This window comes from Anabaena sp. TISTR 8404, from assembly GCF_056847745.1.
The window spans coordinates 1,514,175-1,539,683 of the sequence record NZ_CP180578.1; the positions used below are offsets into that span (position 1 = coordinate 1,514,175).

A 25,509-nucleotide genomic window follows, 5' to 3' on the forward strand; every position below is an offset into this window, starting at 1 on the left:
ACATTGCTGTTGTGATAGTTAAAACATCTATGAGTCGGCGACAAATTTATGATTGCACTTTTTTCAGATGCGATCACTTTTAGCAAATATATACCCAAAAGTCTTGCCAAATAGAGATTAATGAATATCGAACCTTTTTGTCTACCTACGTAATATGAGTCATAAACTCTGTACCTGGAACAATTGTTAATTAAATATTAAAAAAAACTTAGAGTAAATACACTTAATTAATTTATGTTTTATCCAATAAATGCTACTTTGTCAAAAATAACCTCAGAATAATTACGCAAAAAAGCTGATTTATGCTCTTTATAACAGCATAGACAGTCTTGGTCAACTATGACTAAAACAGTAAATATACTGGTGTTGACTTTAATTGTATGTATTGATTCATCTTTCAGCTAAAACCAGCAATTTATTAAGCAATAAAGTTAAAAAAAATACTTAATAAATATGTATTTTTGCTATATTGTCATGGTTCAATGACTTTTTAAGTATTGTTCAGACTTATTCTGCCTTTACAAGTAAAAATTCCCATTACTTTAATGGCTGTAATATTAGTAAATTTTATTTACAAATCTAGTCATCTATCTAAAGTAAAAAATAAATTTGTATATTAATCTTCTCTAAGTACGTAAAAAACATCTAACTTTAGTTAGATGCAATTTTTCTGCACTAAAGGTAAGTGATGCGTTTCTTGAAAGTAATTCCTCTTTTATGACTACGAGGAGATAAAAATAGTGCGCCACTTCTGAACATTAGACAGAATAATGAATTTTGCGATCGCCAACCAACTTTGTCAAGCGATCGCACTAATTCTACCGATTTGCTTTACTAAAAACTCGGTAATACAACCATGTACTAGTCTCCTTAATCGGAAACAGCAAATAAGTCAGAGGATTAATTGTCACAACAATATTACGGAAATCCCTGACTGCTAAAAATAAAATGACTTGCGCTACTTGTGTTGCTGACATCACACCATAAGGATTAAGTTGACTTTTAAACGGGCCGAGAATTAACTTGCGAATAATGCAATGCCCTTCTAAGCGCTTGAGAGTAACGATATTGCCCAATGTGCGTTTACTCAGTTCATACAGTGGACTGAGGGCTGGTGATACCTCAGCTTCAGAAGTATTCACCCAGATTTCTTTAGTGGCTTTGTCTTGTGGCCCTGTCACCGTTGTCAAAAATACATCCATCAAGCGTAATGCCGAAAAGGTATTAACTTCATAGGAAGAATTGATGGCTTGGGCTGTGCGATCGCCATAGACATTCACACCATGATTGATAATCAAAATATCTACTTTTTGTAAACTATCCCGCAGTTGCACCTCATTGCCCAATTCCCAAGGAAGCACCATAACTCCTGGTTGGCTGACTAATTTCTCTGGATTTGTAGTGAAGGCTAAAACCTTAGCATTGCGTTTGAGAAGTTCCGCTGTTAATGCTTGTCCCAAAGTTCCAGATGCACCAGTAATTCCAATGGTTTTACCTTTGAGGGAAAGTCCTGTACCAAGAATTTTATCCACAAGCGGAAAAACCCCACTATAGTAGGCGTTAACATCATCAAAATGATGCCGCCAATGGTAAGCACGATTCACCCACCAAATGGAAGGGATTATTTCTAAAGGGCCAGGTAAGTGGTTGTAGTCGGTATCAATTTTACCTTGGAAATATCGCAAGGATGCACCATACAAGAAAGTGCCGGCATAGGTGACTCCTAACCATAACCCCCATTGGTGTCCCAATAAAGCAACTATTGTCAAGATGACTACTAAAAGAATCGACTCTACAATGTCGTGGTAAAGCTGGGAATCTTGATAAAGTTTCAGAGAGACTATTGATAAATCTCGGCGATATGCCGCATGATGCTTGTTATGCCATTTAGCCAACCAACTGACTTGGTGACACAAAGCATGATAGCTGTCTCTGAGTACCTCAGCCAGCAATAGAGAAACAATTCCCCAAACTGCAAACTGCAAACAGGTATTTACCAGCAGCCAATTAATCTGTAAATTTGCTTCAATTTCAGTCCAGCTTTCCGCTAACATCTTTATCATATTTTTCAGTACGCCATTATCTTAATCAATCTTTATATTCCGATAAGAATGGCAGACCTTGATGCAGTTAGCGGAAAATTTTGAATTCGTTGAGGTTTCTTTGTGAATCAGTTATTCAATACCATGAACATACCGATTCATCTTACATAGTGCTTTTTTATACGAAAATCTTGGTGGTGGTGCGTGAATTAGTAAAACCCGGAAATTAAGTTCTGTAGACCTTACGGTGCAGACAATATGCCCACACCGCAAGATTTATATTTATACACAAAACAAAATTAGCTGTGTCAGTTCACTACAAAGCAGATATTGGAAATTAATTTTTTATTTCTTACCAACATCACGCGCCATGTTGAGGTAATAATCCTCTACTTTGGTTTTAGAACGACGACGTGTAAATGTGGGAGTTTCCAAAGTTGTATTTTGCTCTGTTTTTTTTGGTGGTTCCTCGGAACCTCGCTTGATACTTTGCGCCGTATCAGATTCCAAGTAATAGCCGGAGTTAGTAAAACCGAAAACTTTAGCAAAAAAGCCAAAAATACTGCTGAAAAAATTCAAAAAAGCTTTGAAAACAACCGAAAAATAGCCTTCTAGACGAATAAACAAGTTGCGAACAATTTGAATTAGACGATCCATAGCAGCACCCTCTATGATTGCCTAATCTTATTGTGACTTACAGCAAGCTTGTTTGTTGAGAAAGAATTCAGGAGTTCTGAAAATAGGCAATAAAATTCTTTTTGCCACTGCTGGGTAATGTGACTAAACTTGTTCTCGAATTTGTAATTTATGTAATATTATACTACAATAATTTTAGCTGGAGCGGATGTTAATTAACATGATGAACTTGAGTCAATGTGACTACTTTTTAGTAGTCGATTTAGAAGCAACTTGTTGTGACAAAGGAACTATCAAAAGACATGAAATGGAAATCATCGAAATTGGAGCCGTCATGGTTGAGGCAAAAACTCTAACAACGGTTGATGAGTTCCAAACTTTTATCAAACCTGTTCGCCACCCCATACTTACCGAATTCTGCCAATTATTGACATCGATTACTCAGACGCAGATTGATCTGGCTCCTGGATATGTGGAAGCGATCGCTATGCTCAAACAATGGCTATCTAATTATCAGAATGCCGTATTTGGTTCATGGGGAGACTATGATCGTAACCAATTTACACAAGATAGCAAGTTTTACAACGTTCCATTTCCTATTGCCTATCCTCATGTCAATTTCAAGCAACAGTTTAGTGACAACCAAAACTTATCCAAGCGATACGGTATGGCAGAAGCACTGCAACTGGCAAACATAAAATTGGCAGGAACGCATCATCGTGGCATTGACGATGCTAGAAATATTGCCAAACTTTTGCCTTGGATTCTGAACCGAAAAAAATTGTAGTACAAAGCGATCTCCTAACATACTCGTTTTGGATAGATCTGTTGGTAAGACTACTCAAGATGGATTGTCAGAATCTTTATATGTATCTTTTGGTAGTTTAGTCAATACCATGAAATATTTATTAATATAGGTGTAAATCAGTGTCAAAAGTCAAAAATTACTTATTTTTAGACACTGGATTTTTCACCATCGGAGTAGAAGACATGAAAGACCAGCAAACATCCGAGTCTAAGGAGTTCGTAGGCAATCTCAAGAATGGGATTTGGCTGTTTGGACTCTCATCTTGGTTATTTGGGATTACCGATCGCAGTATTGCATCATTTGCAGATGGCTATCTCTCAGCTTTAGATTTAACGCAACTATTTACAGCAGCTACTTTCTTTGTGGCGTGGCTATTTTTAAAGCCCACATCCAGAGTGTAAGACCTGTTCCATGCAGAATAATCAAAAAAAGTTGCTATCAAACACTTTGTTTAATTGGTCGCTGATTTTGTCAAGCTGATAAATGCTTCCGAGGTAGAACGTTTTTCTAGCAATGGAGGGTCTCTCAAAAGTGCATCTAGATGACTTATTAATCAAAAATCAGGGTAATTCTGTTACCTCGCAGAATTACCCTGATTTTTAATGAAATGTTTAACTACTGGTAGTGTCAGCAAAAATTGACACGGTATTTTAACTAAAAATGATAAAAATGATTTTCTAATTAATAACAAACATTTGAATAAGTCAATAAAGTAGTGTCTTATGGATTAGAACTTAGACAAAAATTGGATATCGATCATTTTGTTGTATTAGTACGCTTTCCAGTATTTGTATCAAACTTAAAGTGAAACGGTATCAGAGGATGTCTGAGAAGTATTCTTGTTAACATCAAAGCCTTAGAAACCTAACCCCCTAGCCCCCCTTCCCTACAAGGGAATGGGGGTTTCAAAGCCTCTCTCCGTTTCGGGGAGAGGTTTGGAGAGGGGTTATTAGTATAATTTTCAACTTTTCAGACATCCTCTGAGGTTTGAATCTGTCAGTCTGTCATGCAATTGGTAAAGTGAGAGTAAAGCCGGTTTGACCAGAAATTATCGAATCAAGCGTCAAGTCGCCACGGTGCGCCCGCACAATTTCACGGGCGAGGCTGAGTCCCAGTCCAATACCTTCTATTTTGCGAGTGTGAGCAGGATCACCGCGATAAAAGCGGTCAAAAAGCCGATCGCGATCGCTGGCTAAAATATCTTTTGATGCATTAGTGATTGTAACTTTGAGCGTTGTTGAGGTTTGCCGAGCCTGAATCTTAATCCAACCGTCGGCAAGATTATATTTGATAGCATTACTGAGCAGGTTTTGTAAAACTTGCATGAGCAAATCGCGATCGCCTTTGACTTTCATACCATTAGGAATATCAGTTTGCACACTTAAATGGGGAGCCAGCAATTCTGCATCTTCTACCATCTCCAGTAGTAACTCAGACATATTCACATCAACCAGATACAAGCTCATTTGTCCTGCATCTGCCAAAGACAGCAGCAAGAGTTTGCGCATAATTCCACTCAAGCGATGCACTTCATCTAACAGATTGCTTAAGCGTTGCTGCACTTCACTTCCAGGTTCAACTTGTTGTAGCGATCGCTCTAATTCACCTTGCAAAATAGTTAGTGGTGTTTTGAGTTCATGGGCTGCATCAGCACTGAAGCGCGAAGCTTGGGTAAAACTGCGTTCTAGACGTTCTAACATTTGGTTAAACACGCGAATCAGTTCGACAAATTCCACATCCGTCGTCTCAATCGGAATGCGCTGATCTAACCCTTTGACTGTCACTTGTTGAATTACGCCTGTTAATTGCTGGATAGGACGCAAAGCCCCACCAGAAACGAACCAAGCCCCAACGGCAACTAGGAGTAGCGCTCCCGGAATCGATACCAAGAAGATATTCCGAATACTTGCCATTTCTTGATTGACAACTTGTAAACTTACCGCTAAAGCAACCTGAGCATTAGGAAATTTAGCTGCACCTATCCGCCAAGCTGCTGTTGCTGTTTGTGCAGTGACGAATTCAGGTGGGATAAGACGGGGTGGTGGTTTGACTGATGGATTTGTGCTGGAAGGAAATGGCGGTAGTTGTCTTGGAGGAGGGGGAGGTGCGGGTGTCAACTCCAGACGTTGAACCAGTAGACGCTTCACCTCAATGTCGGTGGGTAAGGAGTTAAATTCATAGAGTGTCTTACCGTCAGCATCAAGTATTAGTAAGGCTATGGGGGTTTTTGTATTTGTGCTAAAGCTAGGTTTTAGTTCTGGCTGGAGAGGTCTTTCGCCTCCCACTGGGGGACGGTTTGCCCGCAGCAACTGATTTAACAGTTCGGCATCCAAGCGGCTGATTTTGGCATTGTAAATCTGAAACCAAGATACTGCACCAAAACCTACCAATGTACTGCCAGCTAGAGTCGCCGATAATAAGGCAATGCGGAGTCGAAACGATCGCAGTTGTTTCACGATTGAGATTCTGGTTTGCGAAACCGATAGCCCACACCGCGAATACTTTCAATCCAATTTGTTTCGTCAATCGGGTCAATTTTTTTGCGAATGCGCTGAATACACACATCCACAACGTTAGTGTTGGGGTTAAAATCATAGCCCCAAACATGTTCAAGAATTTGGGTACGAGTAAAAACCCGTCCGGGAGAGCGCATAAGATATTCCAAGAGATTAAACTCGCGGCTGGTGAGTTCTATCGCTCGTTGATTGCAAGTGACTTCTCGCGTGATGCGATCAAGCTTCAGCGCCCCAACCGCCAGCAAATTTTGGCGATCGCCTACACTCCGACGCACCACCGCATGAAGCCGCGCTACTAATTCTTCGACAAAAAAGGGTTTAGCAATGTAATCATCGGCTCCCAAGTTTAATCCTTGTAAGCGATCGTCTAGTTCATTGCGAGCCGTTAACAAAATCACCGGTGCATTTCGCCCTTCTCGTCGCAGTTGTTTGAGAATCGATAGCCCATCTTTTCCCGGAACCATGATGTCAAGAATAATCACATCATATTCGTTATCTAATGCCCGCAGATATCCTTCATCACCGTTGTCGCAATAATCTACGACAAATCCCTGCTCCTTCAGTCCAGCCCGGACGAAGTTAGCAATTTTTGCTTCATCTTCGACAAACAGAACGTTCACAAGCCTTAATTACTTTATTTATTGCTTTATTTTAAATTCATTACTCTGTAGCTCAAATTACAAAATTGTAATTAATCAGCACAGTGACCTGTAATTTTGGGTTGGCTTAATCAGAAATGTAAGCAACCTAATGTTTGGTGATTGATCATGAAAGTTCGTAAAGTACTAGTTATAACTGCAATTCCTGTTTTGGTTAGCACAGTTGGTTTTATTTCCTTCAATCAAGCAAATGCTGCTAATCAAGTTCAGAAAATTGCCCAAGCTTCAGAACCACCCCAAGGACAAAGGCAAAGACCACCCCGCCCCGATTTTGCCGCAGCAGCGACGAAGTTAGGTGTGACGGAACAACGGTTAAAAGATGCACTCGGTGTTCCTGCTAATCCTCCTGGCGATCGCAATCAACGCCCTCCCCGCCCCGATTTTGCCGCAGCAGCGACGAAGTTAGGTGTGACAGAACAACGGTTAAAAGATGCACTCGGTGTTCCCGCTAATCCTCCTGGCGATCGCAATCAACGCCCTCCCCGCCCCGATTTTGCCGCTGCGGCGACGAAGTTAGGTGTGACGGAACAACGGTTAAAAGATGCACTCGGTGTTCCTGGTAATCCTCCTGGCGATCGCAATCAACGCCCTCCCCGCCCCGATTTTGCCGCTGCGGCGACGAAGTTAGGTGTTACAGAACAACAGTTAAAAGATGCACTCGGTGTTCCACCGCATCCGCCTGAAGAAAATCGTCCTGATACGAGAAAATAGCGCAATTGAATTACCCGCATTAGGCGATCGCGTTTGTTCTCCAAGATTAGAACAAATGCGATCGCCATTTTTTTTGATTGAAAACTGTCTAGCAGTCGTAAATGCTTTAGTAATCTACTTTCTACTTTATTTCATCACACATTTGTACGTATATATTTATGTAAGATTAAAGACTTTACTATCTGTAATTGTAAATTTTATTCAAGGATAACTGAGGTTAATACTTAAGCAATATTGTATAAATATTACGAATGATTTATTAATATTATTTTCTTCACAACTTTCTCATATTTCATAACTATCCTCGTAAGTATAGACAGTTATTTGAATGACAACAGTTTGATCAAGTGACTGCCTAGATTTTTAAAACCACCTTTATATTAGTTAATTGTAGAACAATATGAATTACTGTCCTTGCTGTTCCGAAGTACTTTTACAACATGTGCGTGGTTCTGAAATTGCTTGGTTTTGTCGCCATTGCTGGCAAGATATGCCTGTATTAAGTTGTAAGCGTTCTGGTTTGTTAGCAGAAGTTGTTAGAGAAGAAATACCTAGTAAACCTGAGCTTCGAGAAAATATTCAAGTCACAAGTTATAGCAGTCAACACAGAAAAATAACTGGGTGGATAGGAGTGAAAGATGTGATAAGTTGAGGCGATGTCTAGTATTCAGCTATTTTGTGTCTACACATCTGTCTTGCATCTTTGATTTTATAGCACCCTAAATGGAGTAGCTCCTTAGAGCTGCTCTCAAACAATAAATAACTATCATCTGAATTGATGAAAACCGCTTTAAAGTTTCGGAAATATCTTGGAATTATTGTAAATTTAATTACACTCAACAATTGTTGAAAAAATCAAAACAGAATAACCTTTTGTAAATTTGAGAACAAGTATCATAATCCTAATCAATAGCAAGCTGATATTGATATTTACATATCATCAGCTTGCTCAATTTTTTTTCACATTAAGTATAACTACTGTTTTACCTGCTTTTACCCTTAGCATAGTATTTAGCTGGCTGCACAATATTATCGTGACCTCAGAAGAACTACTAATTCAATAAATAATTTTATGCAGTATCTATTGAATAGAGCATTTCACAAAGTACTTTTCATCTCCATGATGTCAACTAAACTAGCCTCTAGTCTAAGCGCTTATCGCCCTTGACAAAAACTACTTTACTCAACAGAAAAATACTGTAACTTTCAGGAGGATTGACAGTGAATCAAATACAACTGACTTTAGTCATTGGTTATCTAATAATGACTTGCTATTTTTTTATCAACTGGCTGAGATTTTCCCTTCGTCATCCCACATCTTCTCCAGAAGATAAATTTTTGTCTTTTATTATGTCTTTAATTACAATTATTTTTTGGCCGTTTCTTATACCTATATCTTGTCTGGAAATCCTCAAAAAACGTAAATTAGAACTCAAGCAATTAATTCCTGTAATTTTTACAATGTTTGCTTTTAGTATTTCATACTATCTGACTTATCTTTATCAACAAAAATTTTATTTGTATAACTTTTGACTGCTATAAATTTTATTTTTTGCGATACTTGATACAGTATATGTCAACTACGTGAAGTATACAATTTAAATTTCAAAGCTAGGTACAGAACCTATTTTTATTCTGACTCCTGAATTCTGCTGTATTTTTCAATGCTGTACCAGAAAGGAAAAACCCGATTTTTTCTTAAAAATCGGGTTTGTAGAGTTGATAATTTTGACAACTAAAAAATTACTAGTTCAAGGTGAGTTCTCATCCAACCTCTCTCCGACGCAGAAATGAGAGCCACTGTCATCTTAGCCAAACCAATGAGATGCAACTAAATTGGGATCGACTACTTCTGGAATGTAGCGATGAACATCTTCTATCTGTTCACGCAAAACTTTTTCAATTCCTTGGCGAATGATTGATTCTATGTACAGAGTGCGCTCTAAAGAACGAATTAGAGAGTCTGAACAAATTAATTCTAGTTTTTCTTCTTCATCAACAGTGATATATTGATTAGGAATTCTGCTGAGAATATAAGCAATGAGAGTTTGCCTAATATCAGGATTAGCATAAGCTTCCTGATAAGGATGATGCGGATAAGTTTCTAAAATGTTTTCGAGCTTTTTAACAACTACGGATATTGTAAGATTGACGAGAGTTTTAGTCATATGAAATACCTTTATAAATTTGTAGGTTTTTATGAAAATGCACCAAATTATAATTTTTTATAGATATCCATGCTCACCATAAATAACTGGCTGATAAAAATGGATTTTTTATGAATGGCACGAAATTAATCCTAAATTTATAGTTTGTTGCAGTGCTTGTTCAAAATCCATTCCTTGTTTAGTGGCAATATATAAAAGTATTATTGCTGCTGAACGGATGGAATCATCACAATGAACTAAAGTAGGTTTAGATGATTGATTGATAATTTGAAAGATATTGAGTGCAGCTTGATGATTAATTTCTTCCAGGTTTGTTGGAAAATTAATATACTGTAATCCTAACGACTCAACTTTTTCTTGTTCGTTATCTAGCAAGCTTTTTTCATCTGGCGATCGCAAGTTGAGTACAGACTTATAACCCTCATCAGCCAATTGTTTTAACTGATCTAAGGTAATTTGTCCTGCGATCGCTAACTCATCGTTAATTTTCCTAACAGTGACCATTTTTGCCGCCTTACTTTAATAGGGCGACTGATTTAGCCGCCCATATAACAACTTAATGCCTATGTTTATCATCAGCAATATCACCTTCAAAAGGTTGCACTCCCGTTGCTGGATAGTCATCATCTCTAGGGCTAAAAATTCTACTAGCGGCACTTGAGATATATGTGATAACTTGCCCTACGCCATCTGTAATTGATTTGATTATTTTGGAAATAGACATAAATTCTTCTCCTAATTTATGTGTGTTTTGAAAAAAATATCGACGGCTTTATCTAAATAAAATGCAGGATTTGAAATTCAAAATTACGCATAATTTCTGTCTGCCAGCGAATAAATCAGAAATTTAGTGATTTTCCATGATAGATAATTCAGGTACTTACCCCATTAATTTTGAATTCTGTTTTCTGGATTATTCTTTAATATTAGTTAGCCTCATTTTTTATTTCCAAACATCTCTCCAATAGGGTAATTGTGTCACAGTTACAACATCTTTCTAGGAGCTTAATCGTGTCATAGTTCCAGCTTTTTTCTAATTTTTCACGCATATAGTAAATCCGCCAAAACTTGAAAGGATTTAAAAATATCGTGTTTTTATTATTGAAGAGTGGCTGATTAATAAAATGCCATAAAATCAGAAAATTGTTGATTATATAATGATTATTTTTAGACATAGTAGTGCATCTTAAGATATTGAGAAAAAGACCCTGAAAGAGAAAAATCATGAAAGAGAAAAATCTTCTACAAATTGTCGCCTCGTTATTGGTTGCCGCAAAATTAGTCCTTCACCACCGAGTGGATGATCAGTATCAATTGGTTTGCCTGCAACTGAGACAAAAACTTTAGCTGTTGGGTCAATACTAGTAGCAGTGTAAATAACTTGTGCTACACGATAAGCCATTGAAGTACTACCACCACCTTGACTAAATTCTGGTGAGAGATTTACATAAATTCCTGCTTTAGTAACTCGGACATCTAGTAACTTTGTGTCTGCCGGAATTGTTGTACTCAACTCAGAAGTTTTAGGGCTATTTAAGAGATTAGTAAATGCTACTTTTAAAGCCTCTTCTGATGTTACTCCCGCTTTCACAGTCACAGGTTGGGGTACTAGGTGAATTTGGTTATTGTCCACCTTTAACCAGTAAGTTTGTGGTTTTAGTTGTACTGCTGGTGCTATAGGTTTGGGTGTAATTGCCTCTACTCTTTGAGGAACAACTATTGGCGGAATAGTTGTTTGTGGAAGTGAAGCAACTGGCGATTTATTCACTTGTGTCGGTGAAGTTTGCTGATTGATTGATGTCGGTTTAGTTGCTTGCCAAGTCCACCAAGCGGTTCCTCCAGATACTGCTAATGTAACTAGTGCAAAACCTGCGATCGCTTCTCGATATACTGGATAGTTGCGTTGCGTTTTCATAACGAACTCCTGTAAATCCTGTGAGTATAAACAAACATCAGACCGATTTTTGCTGAAGTCTGCTTTTAGCTAGTGCAAAATTGAGTCAAGCAATCAAGATTAGCGATCGCTAATTCTGCTGACACTTTTAATTTAGAAGAACAATTTGAGGAACTTGTGAGGGAAAGCAACAATATTAGGACTAAGCACAAAGGTTTATTGACGGTTAACCGTTAACAGTCAACAGCCAACACCCTCACAACTTCGGTTTTTTGCTGCTGGGTTTGGGTTTAGACCGACGAACACGACTGGAGACTTTACGTTTCTTGACTTTGCTAGTGGGAAATAAACCCCGAATTCCCTGCTTCTGCACACGCTTGTATGCCGAACCGCCCCAATCGCTGAGAGAATGACTCATCGCGCCGAGTTCCAAACCGAAAAATAAGGCAAGATATTCTGTTCCATAACCAACAAGCGATCGCTCGATATTTTTACCCAAAGCTTGCCAATTAAATGTGGTGTTACCCAGCTTTTCCACAATTACCAAAATGATAAATGCAGCGATCGCTATTAAGCAGCAAAGGTAGATCACCCGCAGCGTTGTCCCAATAATCGGCCCGTGTGATAAAAAAGAACGATGGCGCAGGCTTTTTTGATAAGGTAGCCAAATCCAGCGCAAATAGCCCCAGCGTTGGTATTGGCGAGAGTAAATATCTAAGTCGGGGCCAAACATCAACCCGCCAAACATAAATCCACCAGCCACCAGCAACGTCACGCTGCTACTGCGAGTCTGCCAAAAAGTCACACCCGCCACAAACGGCAAAGCCCACAAAGTAATGCGATCGTGCGTTCGACCAGAGGGCATTTAAAGGTTCTCAAAAATTATCAAAAAAATTTTCTCAAAAATACTAGCGCGATTAAAAATATTTTGCTATATTGTTTAATTGTGAGCGCAAACGGAAAGCGCGAACGGGTGGTTAGCTCAGTTGGTAGAGCGCCTGCCTTACAAGCAGGATGTCACTGGTTCGAGTCCAGTACTACCCATTTTGATACATAAATGCCTTTTTGTTAAGTAGACAGTGAATAAGCTTAATCATATAGTCACGATTCACCAAGGTAACTGGGGAAGTAATTTCTATCTGCGAGACTTTGCATCAGTATCAAAAAATTGATATTCGTAACGACTAAAGTTAGTTACGCAAAAGCAACCACAAGCTTTTGGAAGAATTTTTGCAAAACGCTGGTTGATCATCTGGGACAATTCATTCGCACCTACCTACATTTTGTCTGTCCCCACAAAAGCGAGTAACTCATGGCAATTATCTCGGCCTGATGATCGGACAATACCCCAAGCTGAAGCAGACGTACCCTATTGGCGGTTTGAGTTGGGTAACACTGAGGAAATAAAAGCTTTACCAGAAAATTATGAGCGAGAAATACTCAAATTTTAAACTTTTGTCCTGCTGGTTTAAAGGTAGTGTGGTAAATAGGAATTTCATTCATCCACATCCTAATTAACAAGCCATGAGAAAACAAGTCCAAAAACAAATGCGTACATGGGCAATGTTATGTCATCTTTCGGCTTTATTAGCATGGCTACTGTTATTTGGATTAGTCTTTTTGGGTATTCCTTTATATTTACCGTTGAATATTTTATTACCTTTAGCAATTTGGCGACTGAAAAAATCTAAATATCCTTGGATTGACTTTCAAGGTAGAGAATCTTTAAACTTTCAAATCTCATTGACTTTGTATACTTTAGTTGTGATTATTTTTTCCTTGCTACTTGTAATGGGTAGCTGTGGCATTGCTATCACAAGCAATGGTGCAGTTAATGAAGTTAAATCTGTTTTAGATGGTTTACTTTTAGTCTGGATGTTTTTGAGTATTGGATTACTTTTATTACAATTGTTTCTGGTCAGTTTTGCAGCTATAAAAGCTTATCATGGAGAACATTATCGTTATCCTTTAACAATGCGAATTTTGAGATAAATTATCAATAAAAATCTTGAACAAAACTTGATATGAGCAAATTTTTAGAGTTAATATCTCAGTTTATCTTTGATGGCAAACTTTTCAGATTCGCTCCTAGTTGTTGATACAGCAATTTTCCGATTCGCTGGGAACGTACAATGATAGAAGGGTGCGCTGTTCGCCAAAATCGGTGATAATCAGGGTGATTACTAAAAGATGTTTGCTATGAATGGCGATGATTAGCAGGGTTTCCTACTGCGATCGCTTTTTTGCTGTGGAATCAAGCATTGCATCTGTGTTCAACCGCAATATGTTCGGCGATCGCCTGGCTAACTCCGCTATTCTCTGTCATGCTAAATGTACTAATTCTGCATGAATCTATTCTGCCAACTCAATTGTCTGGATTGATGCTTTTACTAGGAGCAGTTGCTCTCAACCTCAAGAATTTTAGTGACACGTAACTTCGTTTACCCAAAATCACATAGAATGCAGTATTGCGGCTGTAATACTGCATTTTTCCACAATTCGATTTTTGCAGTCAATTAATTTAAGGGTGCGGAATTAACCATGAATCAAAATGTAATTGGTGTTGCTGTAGTCGGTACTGGATTTGGTCAAAAAGTACATATTCCTGGATTTAAAGCACATCACCGAACTGAGGTGGTAGCGGTTTATCACCGAGATATTAAGAAAGCCCAAGCAATTGCAGATGCTAATAATATTCCTCACGCTTGTAACAGTGTTGATGATATTGTCAAATTACCAGAAGTCCAAGCAGTTAGTATTTCTACACCACCATTTCTGCACTATGAAATGGCAAAAACTGTGCTACAAGCAGGCAAACATTTATTGTTAGAAAAACCTACAACTTTAAATGCAACCGAAGCTAAAAAATTATATCAATTAGCAAAGGTAAATGGTGTGACTGCTGTGGTAGATTTTGAATTTCGCTTTGTTCCTGGATGGCAGTTATTTGCTGAACTTTTAGCTTCAGAGTATGTCGGAAACAAACGCTTAATTAGAATTGATTGGTTGGGTTCTTCTCGCGCTGATACTTCCCGTCCTTGGAATTGGTATTCTTCTCAAGAAAAAGGTGGTGGTGCATTGGGATCTTTAGGTTCTCACGCCTTTGATTATATTTATTGGTTATTTGGCCCAGTCCGCAGATTAAGTGCTTATTTAAGTACAGCCATTCCGAATCGTATTGATCCTAGCACTGGTGCATTAAAACCAGTGGATACAGATGATAATTGTTTGCTGTCGCTGGAATTAGCTGATGGTACACCTTGCCAACTTAATATTAGTGCTGTAGTTCATGCACCGAGAACTCATTGGGTAGAAGTGTATGGCGATCGCGGTACTTTAGTGTTAGGCAGCGAAAATCAAAAAGACTACATTCACGGTTTTCGTGTTTGGGGTTCTCAAGCAGGACAACCACTCACAGAAATTGAAATCCCACAGCAGTTAATGTTTACCCAAAACTTTACCGATGGTCGCATTTCTGCATTCATTCGGGTAGTAGACCAATGGCTACAAGGAATTGACCAAAACCAATCAGTAGTTCCATCCTTGCGCGAAGGTGTTTATTCTCAGTTGTTGATGGATTTATCTCATCAATCCCATAAAACTAGCAGTTGGGTGGATGTCCCTAACTTGGATGCTTATTTAGAAAGCGTTAAGTAGCAGAATCAATCAGCCGCGATCGCCGGAACTGTCATGAGCGCGATCGCTTAATGTTAAATTTTGATTTGTCCCCGTCTTGTCTAAGGGTAGTTCGTGAGAGAAGAAATAACAGCATAAGTGTAAGCACTCGGTAAAATAGGTGTGTCTGTAAAAATGTGAAGACACCCAAGTAGCCAATTTGTATGTTCTCAACAGCTGATTTTCTTCAATACACCCAATGGTCGGGTATTGCCACATTAGTATTTGCTGCCTTAGCAGTACTGGCTTTTATTCTTAAATGGGGCATTCGCTTTCGGCTGGTAGGTACAACTGGCTTTATGCTGGTGCTAACAGGCGGGTTATTTGCGCTTTCTTTAGTACCGTTGAGTCGTACAGTGATTCCCGGAGCCGGAAAATTTACTCTGGTTTATGATAATGGTTCTACACAAGCAGTAATTGCTATTTCACCAAAAATTTCACCTTCAGAGGTAGAGGCTACCCTACGTCAAGCAGCGAGTAATTTATATTCCTATGGTCGTTTGGGTAAGCGAGGCGATAATTATCTGACAATTCGCGCCCGTACTCTTTTACATCCAGAACCTGGGGTTTCTGTACCTCTGTATCTTGGTCAAATCAAACGCACTCTGACTTCACGGGAAGATGAAGAGATGGCAATTGAGATTTATACAGATAAATTTGCCCAATTGCCAAAACCTACTGCTTAAGGGTTAGGACTGACGCAAAAAGTTTAATTGTTGAGATTGGGTGTAAGGGTTTTGCTGACTTGCACCCATACACTTCTAACATTAAGATCACTGCGCCAAGACTAATTGTGTTATGTCGGTTACTGTGTGGCGATCGCTTTTTCCTGATTGTTTCAGTTTTTTTGTAGTCAATTTAGTCTAATTTATAAGTATATTCCCATACAAGCAACGTTATAAAATTTGTGTTTGAAAAGACATTAATTTTTTTTGTATTTGACTATACAATAAAAATTATTTTTAGATTAAGATATTACTTACTAATTCCATCAATGGAAAAATTTTTCAGCTAATCGTCATTTAAATTGCACGATTTTCATGGTAGTAAAAGCTGCAAACCCTCTCCCTGGCTCCCTGCCCCACTTCGGCTACGCTCAGTAACCTCCTGCCACCCCTGCGGTCTCAATGTGCAAATTAAATGTTTAACAGCTTAGTAGGTGCTGGTCGCAAGTGATAGAGAGTTTTGTTGATAGGTAGCTGCCTTTTGTAAATATATGTAATTCTACTAGCATCGATAAAAATCAAGGTCTTGCCTAACTAGTTATATGCCTGATCAATCCACTACTAATTTATCTACTCAAACATCTAGTTCATTACTAGCACTGGCGATCGCCCCGGCAAAAGTCATTCGTGGATCTAAAGTGTTGCCAGCAGCAGCAGCGGAGATTGCACTTTTGGGCAGTCGTCCGTTGATAGTTGTTGGCGATCGCACTCTGGCGATTACCCAGAATACTTTACAACCAATTTTAGAAAAACAACAGTTGCACACTGCCCAAGCTTCCTATGGTGCAGATTGTTCAGAAGCTAGTTTGAAATCTTTAAGGAAGGCAGCCAAGGAACACAAAGCCGATATCATTATCGGTGTTGGTGGCGGTAAAGCATTAGATACAGCCAAACTAGTTGCCCATCAATTGCAGTTACCAGTGGTGACAATTCCCACTTCCGCAGCTACTTGTGCAGCTTGGACAGCCCTTTCCAACGTGTATTCTGAGGCAGGGGCTTTTTTGTATGATGTGGCGCTGTCTCGCTGTCCTGATTTATTAATTCTGGACTACGACTTAATTCAAACAGCACCGCAACGCACATTAGTAGCCGGCATTGGTGATGCGATCGCTAAATGGTACGAAGCCTCAGTGAGTAGTGGACACTTACAGCAAACTTTAATCATTGCCGCAGTTCAACAAGCCAGAGTTTTGCGCGATATTTTATTCCAAAAGTCAGCCGCAGCGCTACAAAAACCAGGCAGTGAAGTTTGGCAAGAAGTTGTCGATGCTACCGTTTTACTAGCGGGAGTCATTGGCGGACTGGGTGGGGCGCAGTGTCGTACCGTTGCAGCCCACGCTGTACACAACGGTTTAACTCACATTGCTGGACACAGCAGCATTCACGGCGAAAAAGTCGCATTCGGTATCTTGGTGCAACTGCGTTTAGAAGAAATGATTCTGGGTAATCAGTTAGCAACTACTGCAAGGCAACAGTTGTTGAAGTTTTACGCAGAGATTGGCTTACCCCAAAAATTAGATGATTTGGGATTAGGCAACATCAAATTAAGCGAATTAAAAACCGCAGCAGAAATTTCTCTAGCACCAAATTCTGACATTCATCGCCTACCGTTCAAGGTAGGGCTGGAACAACTGATGGCCGCAATGGTTTCTACCACTGCACCAACAGATAGCAGAGAATCAAGTCATCGAGTTTCTGTCAAGACAATTGATGAAATTGAGGAATGAAATACTTCCAGCTTGCAATATGAAACTTGATTCTTTGCTAACTCATTGTTTTCTCAAAGTTATCCACAGCCGCCAACTGTGGTGTATTGGAAATATTTCATTCACAAATCAACTGTATCAAGAAGTGGTACATCAATGACACTGAATTGGATTGCCCCAGCAGAACGCATACAGAAACTGCCTGCTTATGTATTTGCCCGTCTGGATGAACTGAAAGCTAAAGCACGGGAACAAGGACTGGATTTAATTGATTTGGGTATGGGGAACCCGGATGGCCCCACACCACAGCCAGTAGTAGAAGCCGCGATCGCCGCTTTGCAAAATCCCGCAAATCATGGTTATCCGCCGTTTGAAGGAACTGCTAGTTTCCGCCGTGCTATTACCAATTGGTACAATCGCCGCTATGGTGTAGTGCTTGATCCTGATAGCGAAGCCTTACCACTACTCGGTTCTAAAGAGGGTTTGGGACATTTGGCAATGGCCTATATTAACCCCGGTGATGTAGTGTTAGTGCCTTCACCAGCGTATCCAGCGCATTTTCGCGGGCCTGTAATTGCTGGGGCGCAAGTCCACAACTTGATTCTCAAACCAGAGAATGGCTGGTTGATTGATTTAGCGGCAATTCCTGAAGAAGTTGCCCAAAAAGCCAAAATTCTGTATTTCAATTATCCCAGTAACCCCACTGCTGCCACTGCGCCACGAGAATTTTTTGAAGAAATTGTTGCCTTCGCCCGTAAATATGAAATTCTCTTGGTACATGATTTGTGTTATGCCGAGTTAGCTTTTGATGGCTATCAACCCACCAGTTTATTAGAAATTCCAGGTGCAAAAGAAATTGGCGTAGAGTTTCATACCTTATCCAAAACTTACAACATGGCTGGTTGGCGAGTAGGTTTTGTCGTTGGGAACAGTCAAATTATCCAAGGTTTGCGGACGCTGAAAACAAACTTGGATTACGGGATTTTTGCCGCATTACAAACCGCTGCTGAAACTGCCCTACAATTGCCAGATGTATATTTGCATGAAGTGCAACAGCGTTACCGCACTCGCCGCGACTTTTTGATTCAAGGGTTGGGAGAGTTGGGTTGGGATATTCCCAAAACCAAAGCCACCATGTATCTTTGGGTGAAATGCCCTGTGGGTGTTAGTTCCACCGACTTTGCCTTGAATGTATTACAGCAAACAGGCGTTGTAGTAACTCCTGGTAATGCCTTTGGAGTTGCAGGTGAAGGCTATGTGCGGATCAGTTTGATTGCCGATTGCGATCGCTTGGGTGAAGCTTTACATCGCTTTAAGCAAGCTGGTATCTCATATCAATCTGAAACATTAGTTTCTGTGCCACTTTAATAAGTGACATGAGATTTTAATTATCAAAGACTCCACTCAACTATAGTGAAGGATTAGCTTCAGCACTTTTTTAAGTACCTATGTTCCGAATTTAAGGAACATAGGTACTTAAATTAAGCTTCGCAATTTGATTAAATAATTGTTTATTTAGTCTAAAATCGTATCTACAAAGCTATTTGGTCAATAGCTAAAATTTTTCTATCGTTTATAATAAGCTACCTGTTGGTATCTACAGGCATACTCATTTCCAGACAACTTTTATTAGTTTTTTCATAATATTTTTACAATATAGAAATCTTGTCTAGCGTTTTGTGATGTCCTCAGAATTAAAAGACATCTGCCCGTATCAATTAGCTCATCGCTACTGAACAACTAAGGTATATAAACGGCAAAATTTTAACATAGTTGTTGATATTTACAGCAAAAAATTATGCTGACTCAATATATCAAATCACACAGAACAAATTTCAGTAACCAAAGTCCTATATACTAGACATGACTTTGATAGGTTTGAATTTTTCGTCAACTATGATACAAAGACTATTAATCTTTCGATGAAAAACTAGCCCATCTAAAGATTTTCAGATTGAGTAAAAACTGTATCCCGTATCATCAAGAAACTTTCAACTGCATGTGGTGTAAAAACTCAGAGGGGAGTGAAAACATGGATTTACGTGGTGATGCCTTGCAAATCCTCAAAGAAACTAGTCGAACTTTTTATATTCCAATTAGTATTTTACCGTCAGGATTGCAAGAAGCCGTCGCATCAGCATACTTATGTATGCGTGCCATTGATGAAATTGAAGATCATCCAGAACTGGATAATTCTACAAAAGCACAACTGTTACACCAGATTAGTCTGACATTACAGGCAGGAGTTGATGGCTTTGCAGTTGATGCTTTCTCCGTAGGATTTAGCGGCTACGAAAATGTTTTAGCAGAAGTAACTCTGAGAGTAAGGGAATGGTCGTTATTAGCCCCTGAGACTATAGCACCACGAATTTGGGATGCAACCGCAGCAATGGCTGACCGGATGGCTTATTGGGCAGAAAAAAATTGGAAAATTGAAACAGAGTCTGATTTAGATCGTTACACCTTTGGGGTTGCAGGTGCAGTTGGATTGTTACTTTCTGATTTATGGACTTGGTACGATGGTACACAAACCAACCGAACTCTAGCAATTGGCTTTGGTCGTGGCTTACAAGCTGTAAACATTCTCCGCAACCATATTGAAGATATGGGGCGGGGTGTCAGCTTCTTTCCTGAAGGCTGGACTGTAACAGAAATGCAAGAGTATGCCCTACGCAACTTAGCGTTAGCGGATGCTTACACTCAAGCTTTGCCTGCTGGCCCTGCTTTACACTTTTGCCAAATTCCCTTAACTTTGGCGCATGGTACGATTGATGCTCTAGCCAATGGTAAAGAAAAACTCAGCCGCAGTGATGTCATTGCCCTGCTGGAAAAATTAAATGCGGTAAATGTCAAAGCCAGTTAATAACTTTGATCAGTACGATTGATAAAGTAATTTCAAGTTTAATAGTGCTGATTTTAGATAGTGGTGTATTTTGGTTATTAACCCAAATTTTTAACTACATCGTAAGTCTAAAAAGCAAGTAACCATAGAGTACAGACGTGATTAATGCACGTCTGTATTTCAACCAAAGCCCAAAATTAAGTATGCCAAATCAATTACAGCAGTGTTGAAAGTCAGAATTAATGACTAACTGATAAACCACTGTAGGAAATCTACTGCTGTAAATTAAACAATATGTGAGATAGATAACTATCTGGCTGAAATAAATATTAAGGAGAGATATCAGTGAAGAAAACTCTGTTCCTTAATCCTCCTTCTTTCGATGGGTTTGATGGTGGTGCTGGTTCTCGCTACCAAGCCAAGCGCGAAATTACATCGTTTTGGTATCCGACATGGTTAGCGCAACCGGCGGCGCTGGTTCCTGGTAGCAAATTGGTAGATGCGCCACCCCATAGCCAGACTGTGGATGATGTGCTGCAAATTGCTCAAGATTACGAGTTAATTATTATGCACACTAGTACGCCATCACTGGCGAATGATGTAAAGTGTGCTGAAGCGATTAAAGCAAAAAATCCCAGTGTGGAGATTGGTTTTGTTGGCGCTCATGTGGCAGTCTTACCAGAGGAGACTTTACGGGATAACCAAGTTATTGACTTTGTGTGTCGGAATGAATTCGATTATACCTGTAAAGAACTAGCAGAAGGTAAACCTTGGGAAGAAATCAAAGGATTGAGTTACCGCGATCGCTTTGGGCAAATCCATCATAATGAAGAGCGACCATTAATTCATGATTGGGATGCTATGCCTAGCGTCCTACCAGTTTATGCCCGCGACTTAGATATTACTAAATATTTCATCGGTTATCTCCAACATCCTTATATTTCTTTTTACACTGGGCGCGGCTGTCCGGCAAAATGTACTTTTTGTCTTTGGCCGCAAACTATTGGTGGTCATCTCTACCGCCATAAAAGCCCGGAAGCTGTTGGACGGGAAATGGCCGAAGCCAAAGCTATCTTTGGTGACAAGGTGCGGGAGTATATGTTTGATGATGACACCTTTACCATTGATAAACATCGGGCGATCGCAATTAGTGAACATTTGAAACGACTCAAGTTGACTTGGAGTTGCAATGCCCGTGCTAACTTAGATTACGATACTCTCAAACAACTGCGGGACAACGGTTTACGTTTACTCTTAGTTGGTTTTGAATCAGGTAATCAAGACATTCTCAACCGCATTAAAAAGGGTATCAAGTTAGAAGTGGCGCGGGAATTTATGAAAAATTGCCACAAACTAGGAATTACTGTCCACGGTACATTTATTATTGGGCTACCAATTGAAACTCAAGAAACTGTGGAAGAAACTATCCGGTTTGCTTGCGAACTGAGTCCCCATACAATTCAAGTTTCCATCGCTGCACCTTATCCAGGGACAGAACTTTATGAACAAGCCAAGGCGAACAACTGGTTTACCAACCAATCTTTAGTTGCTAACTCTGGTATTCAAACCTCGACATTGCAATATCCCACCCTTTCCAGTGCCGAAATTGAAGATGCAGTTGAACAAATGTATCGCAAATTCTACTTCCGTCCTAAAGCTATCATCCCCATTGTGCGGGAAATGATTACTGACCGCCAAATGCTGGTGCGTCGTCTACGTGAGGGTGCAGAATTCTTCTCCTACCTCAAAGAACGCCGGACTCAAGCAATTGCCCACGCGCAGTCTAGTTAATCAAGTGATTTTGCTTTAAATATTTAGAGGTAAAAGTTTAAAAGCCCCGCCCCTTGTGGGCGGCTTAATTACTCTGAATTAATGAAATGGTGTAGTTGGTTTTGTCTATGCCTTTTCAGACTTCAGACTTCAGATTTCAGACTTCATACTTCATGAACCCTCCAGAAACCTTCAAATCACCTCGTCGTTTCGCCATTATTAACGGTGATGATTTTGGCTTTTCTCGCGGTGTAAATCAAGCCATTATTAAAGCCCATGAGCAAGGCATACTCACTAGCACCAGCTTAATGGTAACTGGTGATGCTGCCCAAGAAGCGATCGCTCTCGGCCGCACTCACCCCGACTTAGCCGTTGGTTTACATCTAGTTTTAGTTTGTGGTCGTTCCGTACTTCCCCCAGAACAAATTCCCCATTTGGTTGACTCTCAAGGTAACTTCCCCAACAGTTCTTTATTAGCTGGGTTGCGTTACCAATTCCAAAGCGCCGCCCGTGAGGAACTGCGTCAAGAAATTCGCGCCCAGTTAACCAAATTCCAAGCCTCTGGGTTGCCACTTTCTCATGTAGATGGACATTTACACCTGCACGTTCATCCAGTTGTGTTGCAAATTTTGGTTGAATTAGCGCCAGAGTTTGATATCCGTTTTATCCGTCTACCATCAGAAGAACTGACGAAAACTCTCAAACTCAATCGTCAAGCATTACTGACTAAATTAATTTGGTCAGGTGTGTTTGCAGGACTGCGCCGTTATGGTGAAAATTTGCTAACATCTCACAGCATTAATTTTGCTGATAAAGTCTATGGGTTATTGCAAACTGGTAATGTAACTGAGGAATACTTGCTGGGACTGATACCTCAAATTCAGTCAAATTTGATAGAAATCTATTGTCATCCCGCCCAAGTGCAGGCGGGAGAAGCACTGAATGGCCCACCAGGGTCAGGGAAAGCTGAACTAGCTGCCCTGTTGAGCCAGCGAGTACGCAAACTATTGATTGCAAATAATTTTGAGTTGACTAACTATCGACAATTAGATGCTTTAGGACGCAGTAAGGGCGTATTTTTTTAAATCTGCCAAAGAACAGACTTCTAAGGCTCTGGCGTGGGTCGCTTCTAATACTACAGGCGGTGCTACACCCGCTTCTAGGGCTTCTTGCCAACGTGCTGCACACAAACACCAGCGATCGCCAGGCCGTAATCCCGGAAAATGATATTGTGGCATTGGTGTACTCAGGTCATTACCTTGAGATTTGGTAAATTCCAAAAATTCGGCTGTAACTTGGGCGCAGACAACGTGCATTCCAATATCTTGACCACCTGTACTACAAAAACCATCACGATAAAATCCAGTCATGGGCGAAGTACAGCAAAGTTGCAAGTCTGTGCCTAGGACGTTTTTAGCTTCTGCCATCTTTGATTTCCTCAATTTTGCCGTAGTCTAGTTTGATAATGCGGTCTGCTAGATGAAAATAGCGGTCATCATGGCTAATTACTAGCACTGTTTTACCTTTATTCCGCAGTTGTGGTAATAACTGGGTATAAAATAAATCTTTAAAATATGGGTCTTGGTCAGCTGCCCACTCATCAAATAAATAAATTGGTCGGTCTTCTAAATACGCTGTCAGTAAAGCCAGACGTTTACGTTGTCCTTGAGAAAGAGCAGTAGTAGAAAGTTTACCATTGTGAATTTTCACTTTATGCTCTAACTGAAGTTGCTCTAAGTAGCCTTCAGCTAAAGTATCTAAATCAGGACTGCCTAATCCTAAAAGTTCATCAAATAAATAAAAGTCCGAAAATACTACTGCAAAATGTTGCCGATACCACTCACGATTTTGGTCGGTGATTAATTCTCCATCAAACACAATTTCCCCATTTTCAGGAATATAAAGTCCAGTAATTAACTTAGCTAATGTTGATTTGCCACTGCCATTACCACCTACAATAAATACTAATTCTTGAGGATATAATCTCAAGCTGATGGGGCCGAGGATAAAGCCTTTATCTTCCTGCTCTCTATAGTAGCTATGGGTCACTTTCTCAAAATCTAGGGTATGCCATGAAGTCTTTAATGCAGGTGGCACTGTTGAGACTTCGGCACGACTAGCAAGAGACAAACCTAAAGATTCTATCTTTTTTAAGGCGACATTGGCTTTACTAATTTGAGGAAGATTACTAATAATATTGTCCATTGGCAACATCAAATAAGTAAAAGTCAGAATATAGCCAGAGATGGTTTGAGGCGTAATAGTCAGTAATTTTGGCAGTGCAAATAGTAAAAAACCCATTGCGAAAAAAAACAGCAGTTTTCCCCAGCTAGTTGTGGCAGCAAATAACGTTAAACCCTCAACATTATGACGACGAAACTTGACGGCTGTTGGTTGTAAACTGCTTTCTATGAAGGATTGACGGCGTTGATAATTGAGTTTGAGTTCTTTCACGCCTTCAGTAATAGTTTGAAACTCTTTAAATAGTAAATCTTGGTCATCACGAGCTAACGCCAAAAATTTTCCACCTCTGGTCATTAACCATTGACAACTACCTACTCCGACTACAATCAAACCACAAAGAATCAATAATATTAACCAAGATAGCCAGGTAATATATACCAAGCATCCTAAAACAATTGCCAAATCAATACAAAGAAAAGGAATGACATACACTGCATTAGCTACTGCTTGAACATCCTCTGTCAAAATTGCTAGTAGTCGGGGATTACCAAGCTGTTCTAAATGGCTTAATTCAGAAGTTAAGATTTGGCGACTTAAACGCATTCGTAATTGCAAAATTGCATCTTGAGATAGGCGAATTAACATTACTTGAGAAATAATACTAGTAATCAGCGCGACGATTACCAATCCTAAAAAACCCCAAGCAATGTTTGTCAATGATGGGTGCGTACTATTAGTACCTGCACTACTGATTAAAGCAATGAGTCCAGCGCTACTACCGCCACTTAAAAATCCTGTGACAATTGCGATCGCCACCATCTTCCAGGAAGAACGTAGCAGAAAGTAAATCAGATACATAACAATTGTTGAACTAATAATTAAGTTTTCTTTCCTAGAGACAGCCAAAATATTTAATAATAATTAAATTTGCCTATATCCTACCAAAGTCATAAGTTTGTCATCTAAAAGTCATAATTATTTTATGAAAAATATCTAAACTACTATAGAGATTAGCTAAAAGTATTTTATATATTATTTTTAGTATATATGTGTTTTCAGCAAAAAATAATTGATATCAATTAGCAACATGAAAAAAGTATAGATAATAACTAGTTAGACTAAAGCAAATACAAAAAAGCAGATTGATTGTGGCTGAAATTAATACTTAATGTG

28 protein-coding genes and 1 tRNA gene are annotated in these 25,509 nt (G+C 39.5%); 17 read left to right on the forward strand and 12 right to left on the reverse strand.

Features of this window, described 5'->3' with window-relative positions; genetic code table 11:
* Positions 1-818: 818 nt before the first annotated feature.
* Entirely contained in the window at positions 819-2,063 is a 1,245-nt protein-coding gene (locus ACMX3D_RS06465) for a bifunctional sterol desaturase/short chain dehydrogenase (protein WP_482750621.1), read from the reverse strand.
* Between the two features lie 324 nt (positions 2,064-2,387).
* Positions 2,388-2,699, reverse strand: coding sequence for a threonine dehydratase (locus ACMX3D_RS06470; RefSeq protein WP_482750622.1), 312 nt, complete (start codon positions 2,697-2,699; stop codon positions 2,388-2,390).
* Positions 2,700-2,898: 199 nt separating this feature from the next.
* On the opposite strand from ACMX3D_RS06470, the gene ACMX3D_RS06475 reads away from it, so the two are divergent.
* Both ACMX3D_RS06475 and ACMX3D_RS06480 read left to right on the forward strand, forming a co-directional pair.
* A complete protein-coding gene (locus tag ACMX3D_RS06475) occupies positions 2,899-3,465 on the forward strand; it encodes a 3'-5' exonuclease (protein ID WP_482750623.1) in 567 nt (188 codons plus the stop codon).
* 203 nt (positions 3,466-3,668) lie between these two features.
* Positions 3,669-3,887 (forward strand): hypothetical protein, encoded by a 219-nt coding sequence (locus ACMX3D_RS06480; protein WP_482752287.1) that lies wholly within the window; start codon positions 3,669-3,671, stop codon positions 3,885-3,887.
* Positions 3,888-4,490: 603 nt separating this feature from the next.
* Here the strand turns inward: ACMX3D_RS06480 and ACMX3D_RS06485 are convergent.
* Both ACMX3D_RS06485 and ACMX3D_RS06490 read right to left on the reverse strand, forming a co-directional pair.
* Positions 4,491-5,942 (reverse strand): sensor histidine kinase, encoded by a 1,452-nt coding sequence (locus tag ACMX3D_RS06485; RefSeq protein ID WP_482750624.1) that lies wholly within the window; start codon positions 5,940-5,942, stop codon positions 4,491-4,493.
* Positions 5,939-6,622 carry a response regulator transcription factor gene (locus ACMX3D_RS06490; RefSeq protein ID WP_482750625.1) on the reverse strand — a complete coding sequence of 228 codons (684 nt, stop codon included), beginning with the start codon at positions 6,620-6,622 and terminating at the stop codon, positions 5,939-5,941. Before ACMX3D_RS06490 ends, ACMX3D_RS06485 begins: the two co-directional genes overlap by 4 nt.
* 147 nt (positions 6,623-6,769) lie before the next feature.
* Here ACMX3D_RS06490 and ACMX3D_RS06495 point away from each other — a divergent pair, with 147 nt between their 5' ends.
* The 3 genes from ACMX3D_RS06495 (at position 6,770) to ACMX3D_RS06505 (ending at position 8,905) form a co-directional block, all read left to right on the forward strand.
* Entirely contained in the window at positions 6,770-7,372 is a 603-nt protein-coding gene (locus tag ACMX3D_RS06495; RefSeq protein ID WP_482750626.1) for a hypothetical protein, read from the forward strand.
* 400 nt (positions 7,373-7,772) lie between these two features.
* Complete coding sequence (locus ACMX3D_RS06500) at positions 7,773-8,024, forward strand: hypothetical protein (protein ID WP_482750627.1); 252 nt, start codon at positions 7,773-7,775, stop codon at positions 8,022-8,024.
* A gap of 569 nt (positions 8,025-8,593) precedes the next feature.
* A complete protein-coding gene (locus ACMX3D_RS06505; protein WP_482750628.1) occupies positions 8,594-8,905 on the forward strand; it encodes a hypothetical protein in 312 nt (103 codons plus the stop codon).
* Positions 8,906-9,180: 275 nt separating this feature from the next.
* On the opposite strand, the gene ACMX3D_RS06510 is transcribed toward ACMX3D_RS06505, so the two are convergent.
* The 5 genes from ACMX3D_RS06510 to ACMX3D_RS06530 form a co-directional block, all read right to left on the reverse strand.
* Complete coding sequence (locus tag ACMX3D_RS06510; RefSeq protein ID WP_482750629.1) at positions 9,181-9,540, reverse strand: hypothetical protein; 360 nt, start codon at positions 9,538-9,540, stop codon at positions 9,181-9,183.
* A 108-nt stretch (positions 9,541-9,648) separates the two neighbouring features.
* Positions 9,649-10,044, reverse strand: a complete 396-nt coding sequence (locus ACMX3D_RS06515) for a protein tyrosine phosphatase family protein (RefSeq protein ID WP_482750630.1) — start codon at positions 10,042-10,044, stop codon at positions 9,649-9,651.
* A gap of 52 nt (positions 10,045-10,096) precedes the next feature.
* On the reverse strand, positions 10,097-10,264 hold the full coding sequence (locus tag ACMX3D_RS06520) for a hypothetical protein (RefSeq protein WP_482750631.1): 168 nt from the start codon (positions 10,262-10,264) through the stop codon (positions 10,097-10,099).
* Between the two features lie 498 nt (positions 10,265-10,762).
* Positions 10,763-11,455: a GerMN domain-containing protein gene (locus ACMX3D_RS06525; protein WP_482750632.1), complete on the reverse strand. Its 693-nt coding sequence runs from the start codon at positions 11,453-11,455 to the stop codon at positions 10,763-10,765.
* Between the two features lie 235 nt (positions 11,456-11,690).
* Positions 11,691-12,299, reverse strand: coding sequence for a metal-binding protein (locus ACMX3D_RS06530; protein WP_482750633.1), 609 nt, complete (start codon positions 12,297-12,299; stop codon positions 11,691-11,693).
* Positions 12,300-12,405: 106 nt separating this feature from the next.
* Here ACMX3D_RS06530 and ACMX3D_RS06535 point away from each other — a divergent pair.
* From ACMX3D_RS06535 to ACMX3D_RS06560, 6 genes are all read left to right on the forward strand, one after another.
* Positions 12,406-12,478 (forward strand) — tRNA-Val (locus ACMX3D_RS06535).
* 239 nt (positions 12,479-12,717) lie between these two features.
* Positions 12,718-12,885 carry a hypothetical protein gene (locus tag ACMX3D_RS06540; RefSeq protein ID WP_482750634.1) on the forward strand — a complete coding sequence of 56 codons (168 nt, stop codon included), beginning with the start codon at positions 12,718-12,720 and terminating at the stop codon, positions 12,883-12,885.
* A 73-nt stretch (positions 12,886-12,958) separates the two neighbouring features.
* Positions 12,959-13,426: a DUF4870 domain-containing protein gene (locus ACMX3D_RS06545; RefSeq protein ID WP_482750635.1), complete on the forward strand. Its 468-nt coding sequence runs from the start codon at positions 12,959-12,961 to the stop codon at positions 13,424-13,426.
* A gap of 211 nt (positions 13,427-13,637) precedes the next feature.
* Positions 13,638-13,784 (forward strand): hypothetical protein, encoded by a 147-nt coding sequence (locus tag ACMX3D_RS06550; RefSeq protein WP_482752466.1) that lies wholly within the window; start codon positions 13,638-13,640, stop codon positions 13,782-13,784.
* On the forward strand, positions 13,717-13,869 hold the full coding sequence (locus ACMX3D_RS06555) for a hypothetical protein (protein ID WP_482752288.1): 153 nt from the start codon (positions 13,717-13,719) through the stop codon (positions 13,867-13,869). The genes ACMX3D_RS06550 and ACMX3D_RS06555 overlap by 68 nt, the downstream gene beginning before the upstream one ends.
* A 106-nt stretch (positions 13,870-13,975) precedes the next feature.
* Positions 13,976-15,091, forward strand: coding sequence for a Gfo/Idh/MocA family protein (locus ACMX3D_RS06560; protein WP_482750636.1), 1,116 nt, complete (start codon positions 13,976-13,978; stop codon positions 15,089-15,091).
* Between the two features lie 9 nt (positions 15,092-15,100).
* Here ACMX3D_RS06560 and ACMX3D_RS06565 read toward each other — a convergent pair whose 3' ends face one another.
* Positions 15,101-15,256, reverse strand: a complete 156-nt coding sequence (locus ACMX3D_RS06565; RefSeq protein ID WP_482750637.1) for a hypothetical protein — start codon at positions 15,254-15,256, stop codon at positions 15,101-15,103.
* Positions 15,257-15,273: 17 nt separating this feature from the next.
* On the opposite strand from ACMX3D_RS06565, the gene ACMX3D_RS06570 reads away from it, so the two are divergent.
* The 6 genes from ACMX3D_RS06570 (at position 15,274) to hpnK (ending at position 23,237) form a co-directional block, all read left to right on the forward strand.
* Complete coding sequence (locus tag ACMX3D_RS06570; protein ID WP_482750638.1) at positions 15,274-15,795, forward strand: DUF2518 family protein; 522 nt, start codon at positions 15,274-15,276, stop codon at positions 15,793-15,795.
* Between the two features lie 581 nt (positions 15,796-16,376).
* Positions 16,377-17,561 carry an iron-containing alcohol dehydrogenase gene (locus ACMX3D_RS06575; protein WP_482750639.1) on the forward strand — a complete coding sequence of 395 codons (1,185 nt, stop codon included), beginning with the start codon at positions 16,377-16,379 and terminating at the stop codon, positions 17,559-17,561.
* A gap of 135 nt (positions 17,562-17,696) precedes the next feature.
* The gene (locus ACMX3D_RS06580; RefSeq protein WP_482750640.1) at positions 17,697-18,908 is read left to right on the forward strand and encodes an aspartate aminotransferase; all 1,212 of its coding nucleotides are present in this window, start codon (positions 17,697-17,699) and stop codon (positions 18,906-18,908) included.
* A 664-nt stretch (positions 18,909-19,572) separates the two neighbouring features.
* Positions 19,573-20,403, forward strand: a complete 831-nt coding sequence (locus tag ACMX3D_RS06585) for a squalene/phytoene synthase family protein (protein WP_482750641.1) — start codon at positions 19,573-19,575, stop codon at positions 20,401-20,403.
* Between the two features lie 324 nt (positions 20,404-20,727).
* Complete coding sequence (gene hpnJ / locus ACMX3D_RS06590) at positions 20,728-22,173, forward strand: hopanoid biosynthesis associated radical SAM protein HpnJ (RefSeq protein ID WP_482750642.1); 1,446 nt, start codon at positions 20,728-20,730, stop codon at positions 22,171-22,173.
* Between the two features lie 152 nt (positions 22,174-22,325).
* Entirely contained in the window at positions 22,326-23,237 is a 912-nt protein-coding gene (hpnK, locus tag ACMX3D_RS06595; protein ID WP_482750643.1) for a hopanoid biosynthesis-associated protein HpnK, read from the forward strand.
* Here the strand turns inward: hpnK and ACMX3D_RS06600 are convergent.
* On the reverse strand, positions 23,208-23,579 hold the full coding sequence (locus tag ACMX3D_RS06600) for a DUF2237 family protein (RefSeq protein ID WP_482750644.1): 372 nt from the start codon (positions 23,577-23,579) through the stop codon (positions 23,208-23,210). The two genes, hpnK and ACMX3D_RS06600, sit on opposite strands and share 30 nt — an antisense overlap.
* On the reverse strand, positions 23,566-25,194 hold the full coding sequence (locus ACMX3D_RS06605; RefSeq protein WP_482750645.1) for a cyclic peptide export ABC transporter: 1,629 nt from the start codon (positions 25,192-25,194) through the stop codon (positions 23,566-23,568). Before ACMX3D_RS06605 ends, ACMX3D_RS06600 begins: the two co-directional genes overlap by 14 nt.
* Positions 25,195-25,509 lie beyond the last annotated feature (315 nt).

Excerpts from the sequence above, each read along its gene's own strand:
- ACMX3D_RS06525 (WP_482750632.1), bottom strand. The coding sequence starts at position 11,455 with ATGAAAACGCAACGCAACTATCCAGTATATCGAGAAGCGATCGCAGGT.
- ACMX3D_RS06510 (WP_482750629.1), bottom strand. The coding sequence starts at position 9,540 with ATGACTAAAACTCTCGTCAATCTTACAATATCCGTAGTTGTTAAAAAG.
- ACMX3D_RS06520 (WP_482750631.1), bottom strand. The coding sequence starts at position 10,264 with ATGTCTATTTCCAAAATAATCAAATCAATTACAGATGGCGTAGGGCAA.
- ACMX3D_RS06605 (WP_482750645.1), bottom strand. The coding sequence starts at position 25,194 with ATGTATCTGATTTACTTTCTGCTACGTTCTTCCTGGAAGATGGTGGCG.
- ACMX3D_RS06560 (WP_482750636.1), top strand. The coding sequence starts at position 13,976 with ATGAATCAAAATGTAATTGGTGTTGCTGTAGTCGGTACTGGATTTGGT.
- ACMX3D_RS06480 (WP_482752287.1), top strand. The coding sequence starts at position 3,669 with ATGAAAGACCAGCAAACATCCGAGTCTAAGGAGTTCGTAGGCAATCTC.
- hpnK (WP_482750643.1), top strand. The coding sequence starts at position 22,326 with ATGAACCCTCCAGAAACCTTCAAATCACCTCGTCGTTTCGCCATTATT.
- ACMX3D_RS06465 (WP_482750621.1), bottom strand. The coding sequence starts at position 2,063 with ATGATAAAGATGTTAGCGGAAAGCTGGACTGAAATTGAAGCAAATTTA.
- ACMX3D_RS06515 (WP_482750630.1), bottom strand. The coding sequence starts at position 10,044 with ATGGTCACTGTTAGGAAAATTAACGATGAGTTAGCGATCGCAGGACAA.
- ACMX3D_RS06600 (WP_482750644.1), bottom strand. The coding sequence starts at position 23,579 with ATGGCAGAAGCTAAAAACGTCCTAGGCACAGACTTGCAACTTTGCTGT.
- ACMX3D_RS06580 (WP_482750640.1), top strand. The coding sequence starts at position 17,697 with ATGACACTGAATTGGATTGCCCCAGCAGAACGCATACAGAAACTGCCT.
- ACMX3D_RS06530 (WP_482750633.1), bottom strand. The coding sequence starts at position 12,299 with ATGCCCTCTGGTCGAACGCACGATCGCATTACTTTGTGGGCTTTGCCG.
- ACMX3D_RS06495 (WP_482750626.1), top strand. The coding sequence starts at position 6,770 with ATGAAAGTTCGTAAAGTACTAGTTATAACTGCAATTCCTGTTTTGGTT.
- ACMX3D_RS06570 (WP_482750638.1), top strand. The coding sequence starts at position 15,274 with ATGTTCTCAACAGCTGATTTTCTTCAATACACCCAATGGTCGGGTATT.
- ACMX3D_RS06470 (WP_482750622.1), bottom strand. The coding sequence starts at position 2,699 with ATGGATCGTCTAATTCAAATTGTTCGCAACTTGTTTATTCGTCTAGAA.
- ACMX3D_RS06585 (WP_482750641.1), top strand. The coding sequence starts at position 19,573 with ATGGATTTACGTGGTGATGCCTTGCAAATCCTCAAAGAAACTAGTCGA.
- ACMX3D_RS06545 (WP_482750635.1), top strand. The coding sequence starts at position 12,959 with ATGAGAAAACAAGTCCAAAAACAAATGCGTACATGGGCAATGTTATGT.
- ACMX3D_RS06550 (WP_482752466.1), top strand. The coding sequence starts at position 13,638 with ATGGCGATGATTAGCAGGGTTTCCTACTGCGATCGCTTTTTTGCTGTG.
- ACMX3D_RS06575 (WP_482750639.1), top strand. The coding sequence starts at position 16,377 with ATGCCTGATCAATCCACTACTAATTTATCTACTCAAACATCTAGTTCA.
- ACMX3D_RS06500 (WP_482750627.1), top strand. The coding sequence starts at position 7,773 with ATGAATTACTGTCCTTGCTGTTCCGAAGTACTTTTACAACATGTGCGT.
- ACMX3D_RS06475 (WP_482750623.1), top strand. The coding sequence starts at position 2,899 with ATGATGAACTTGAGTCAATGTGACTACTTTTTAGTAGTCGATTTAGAA.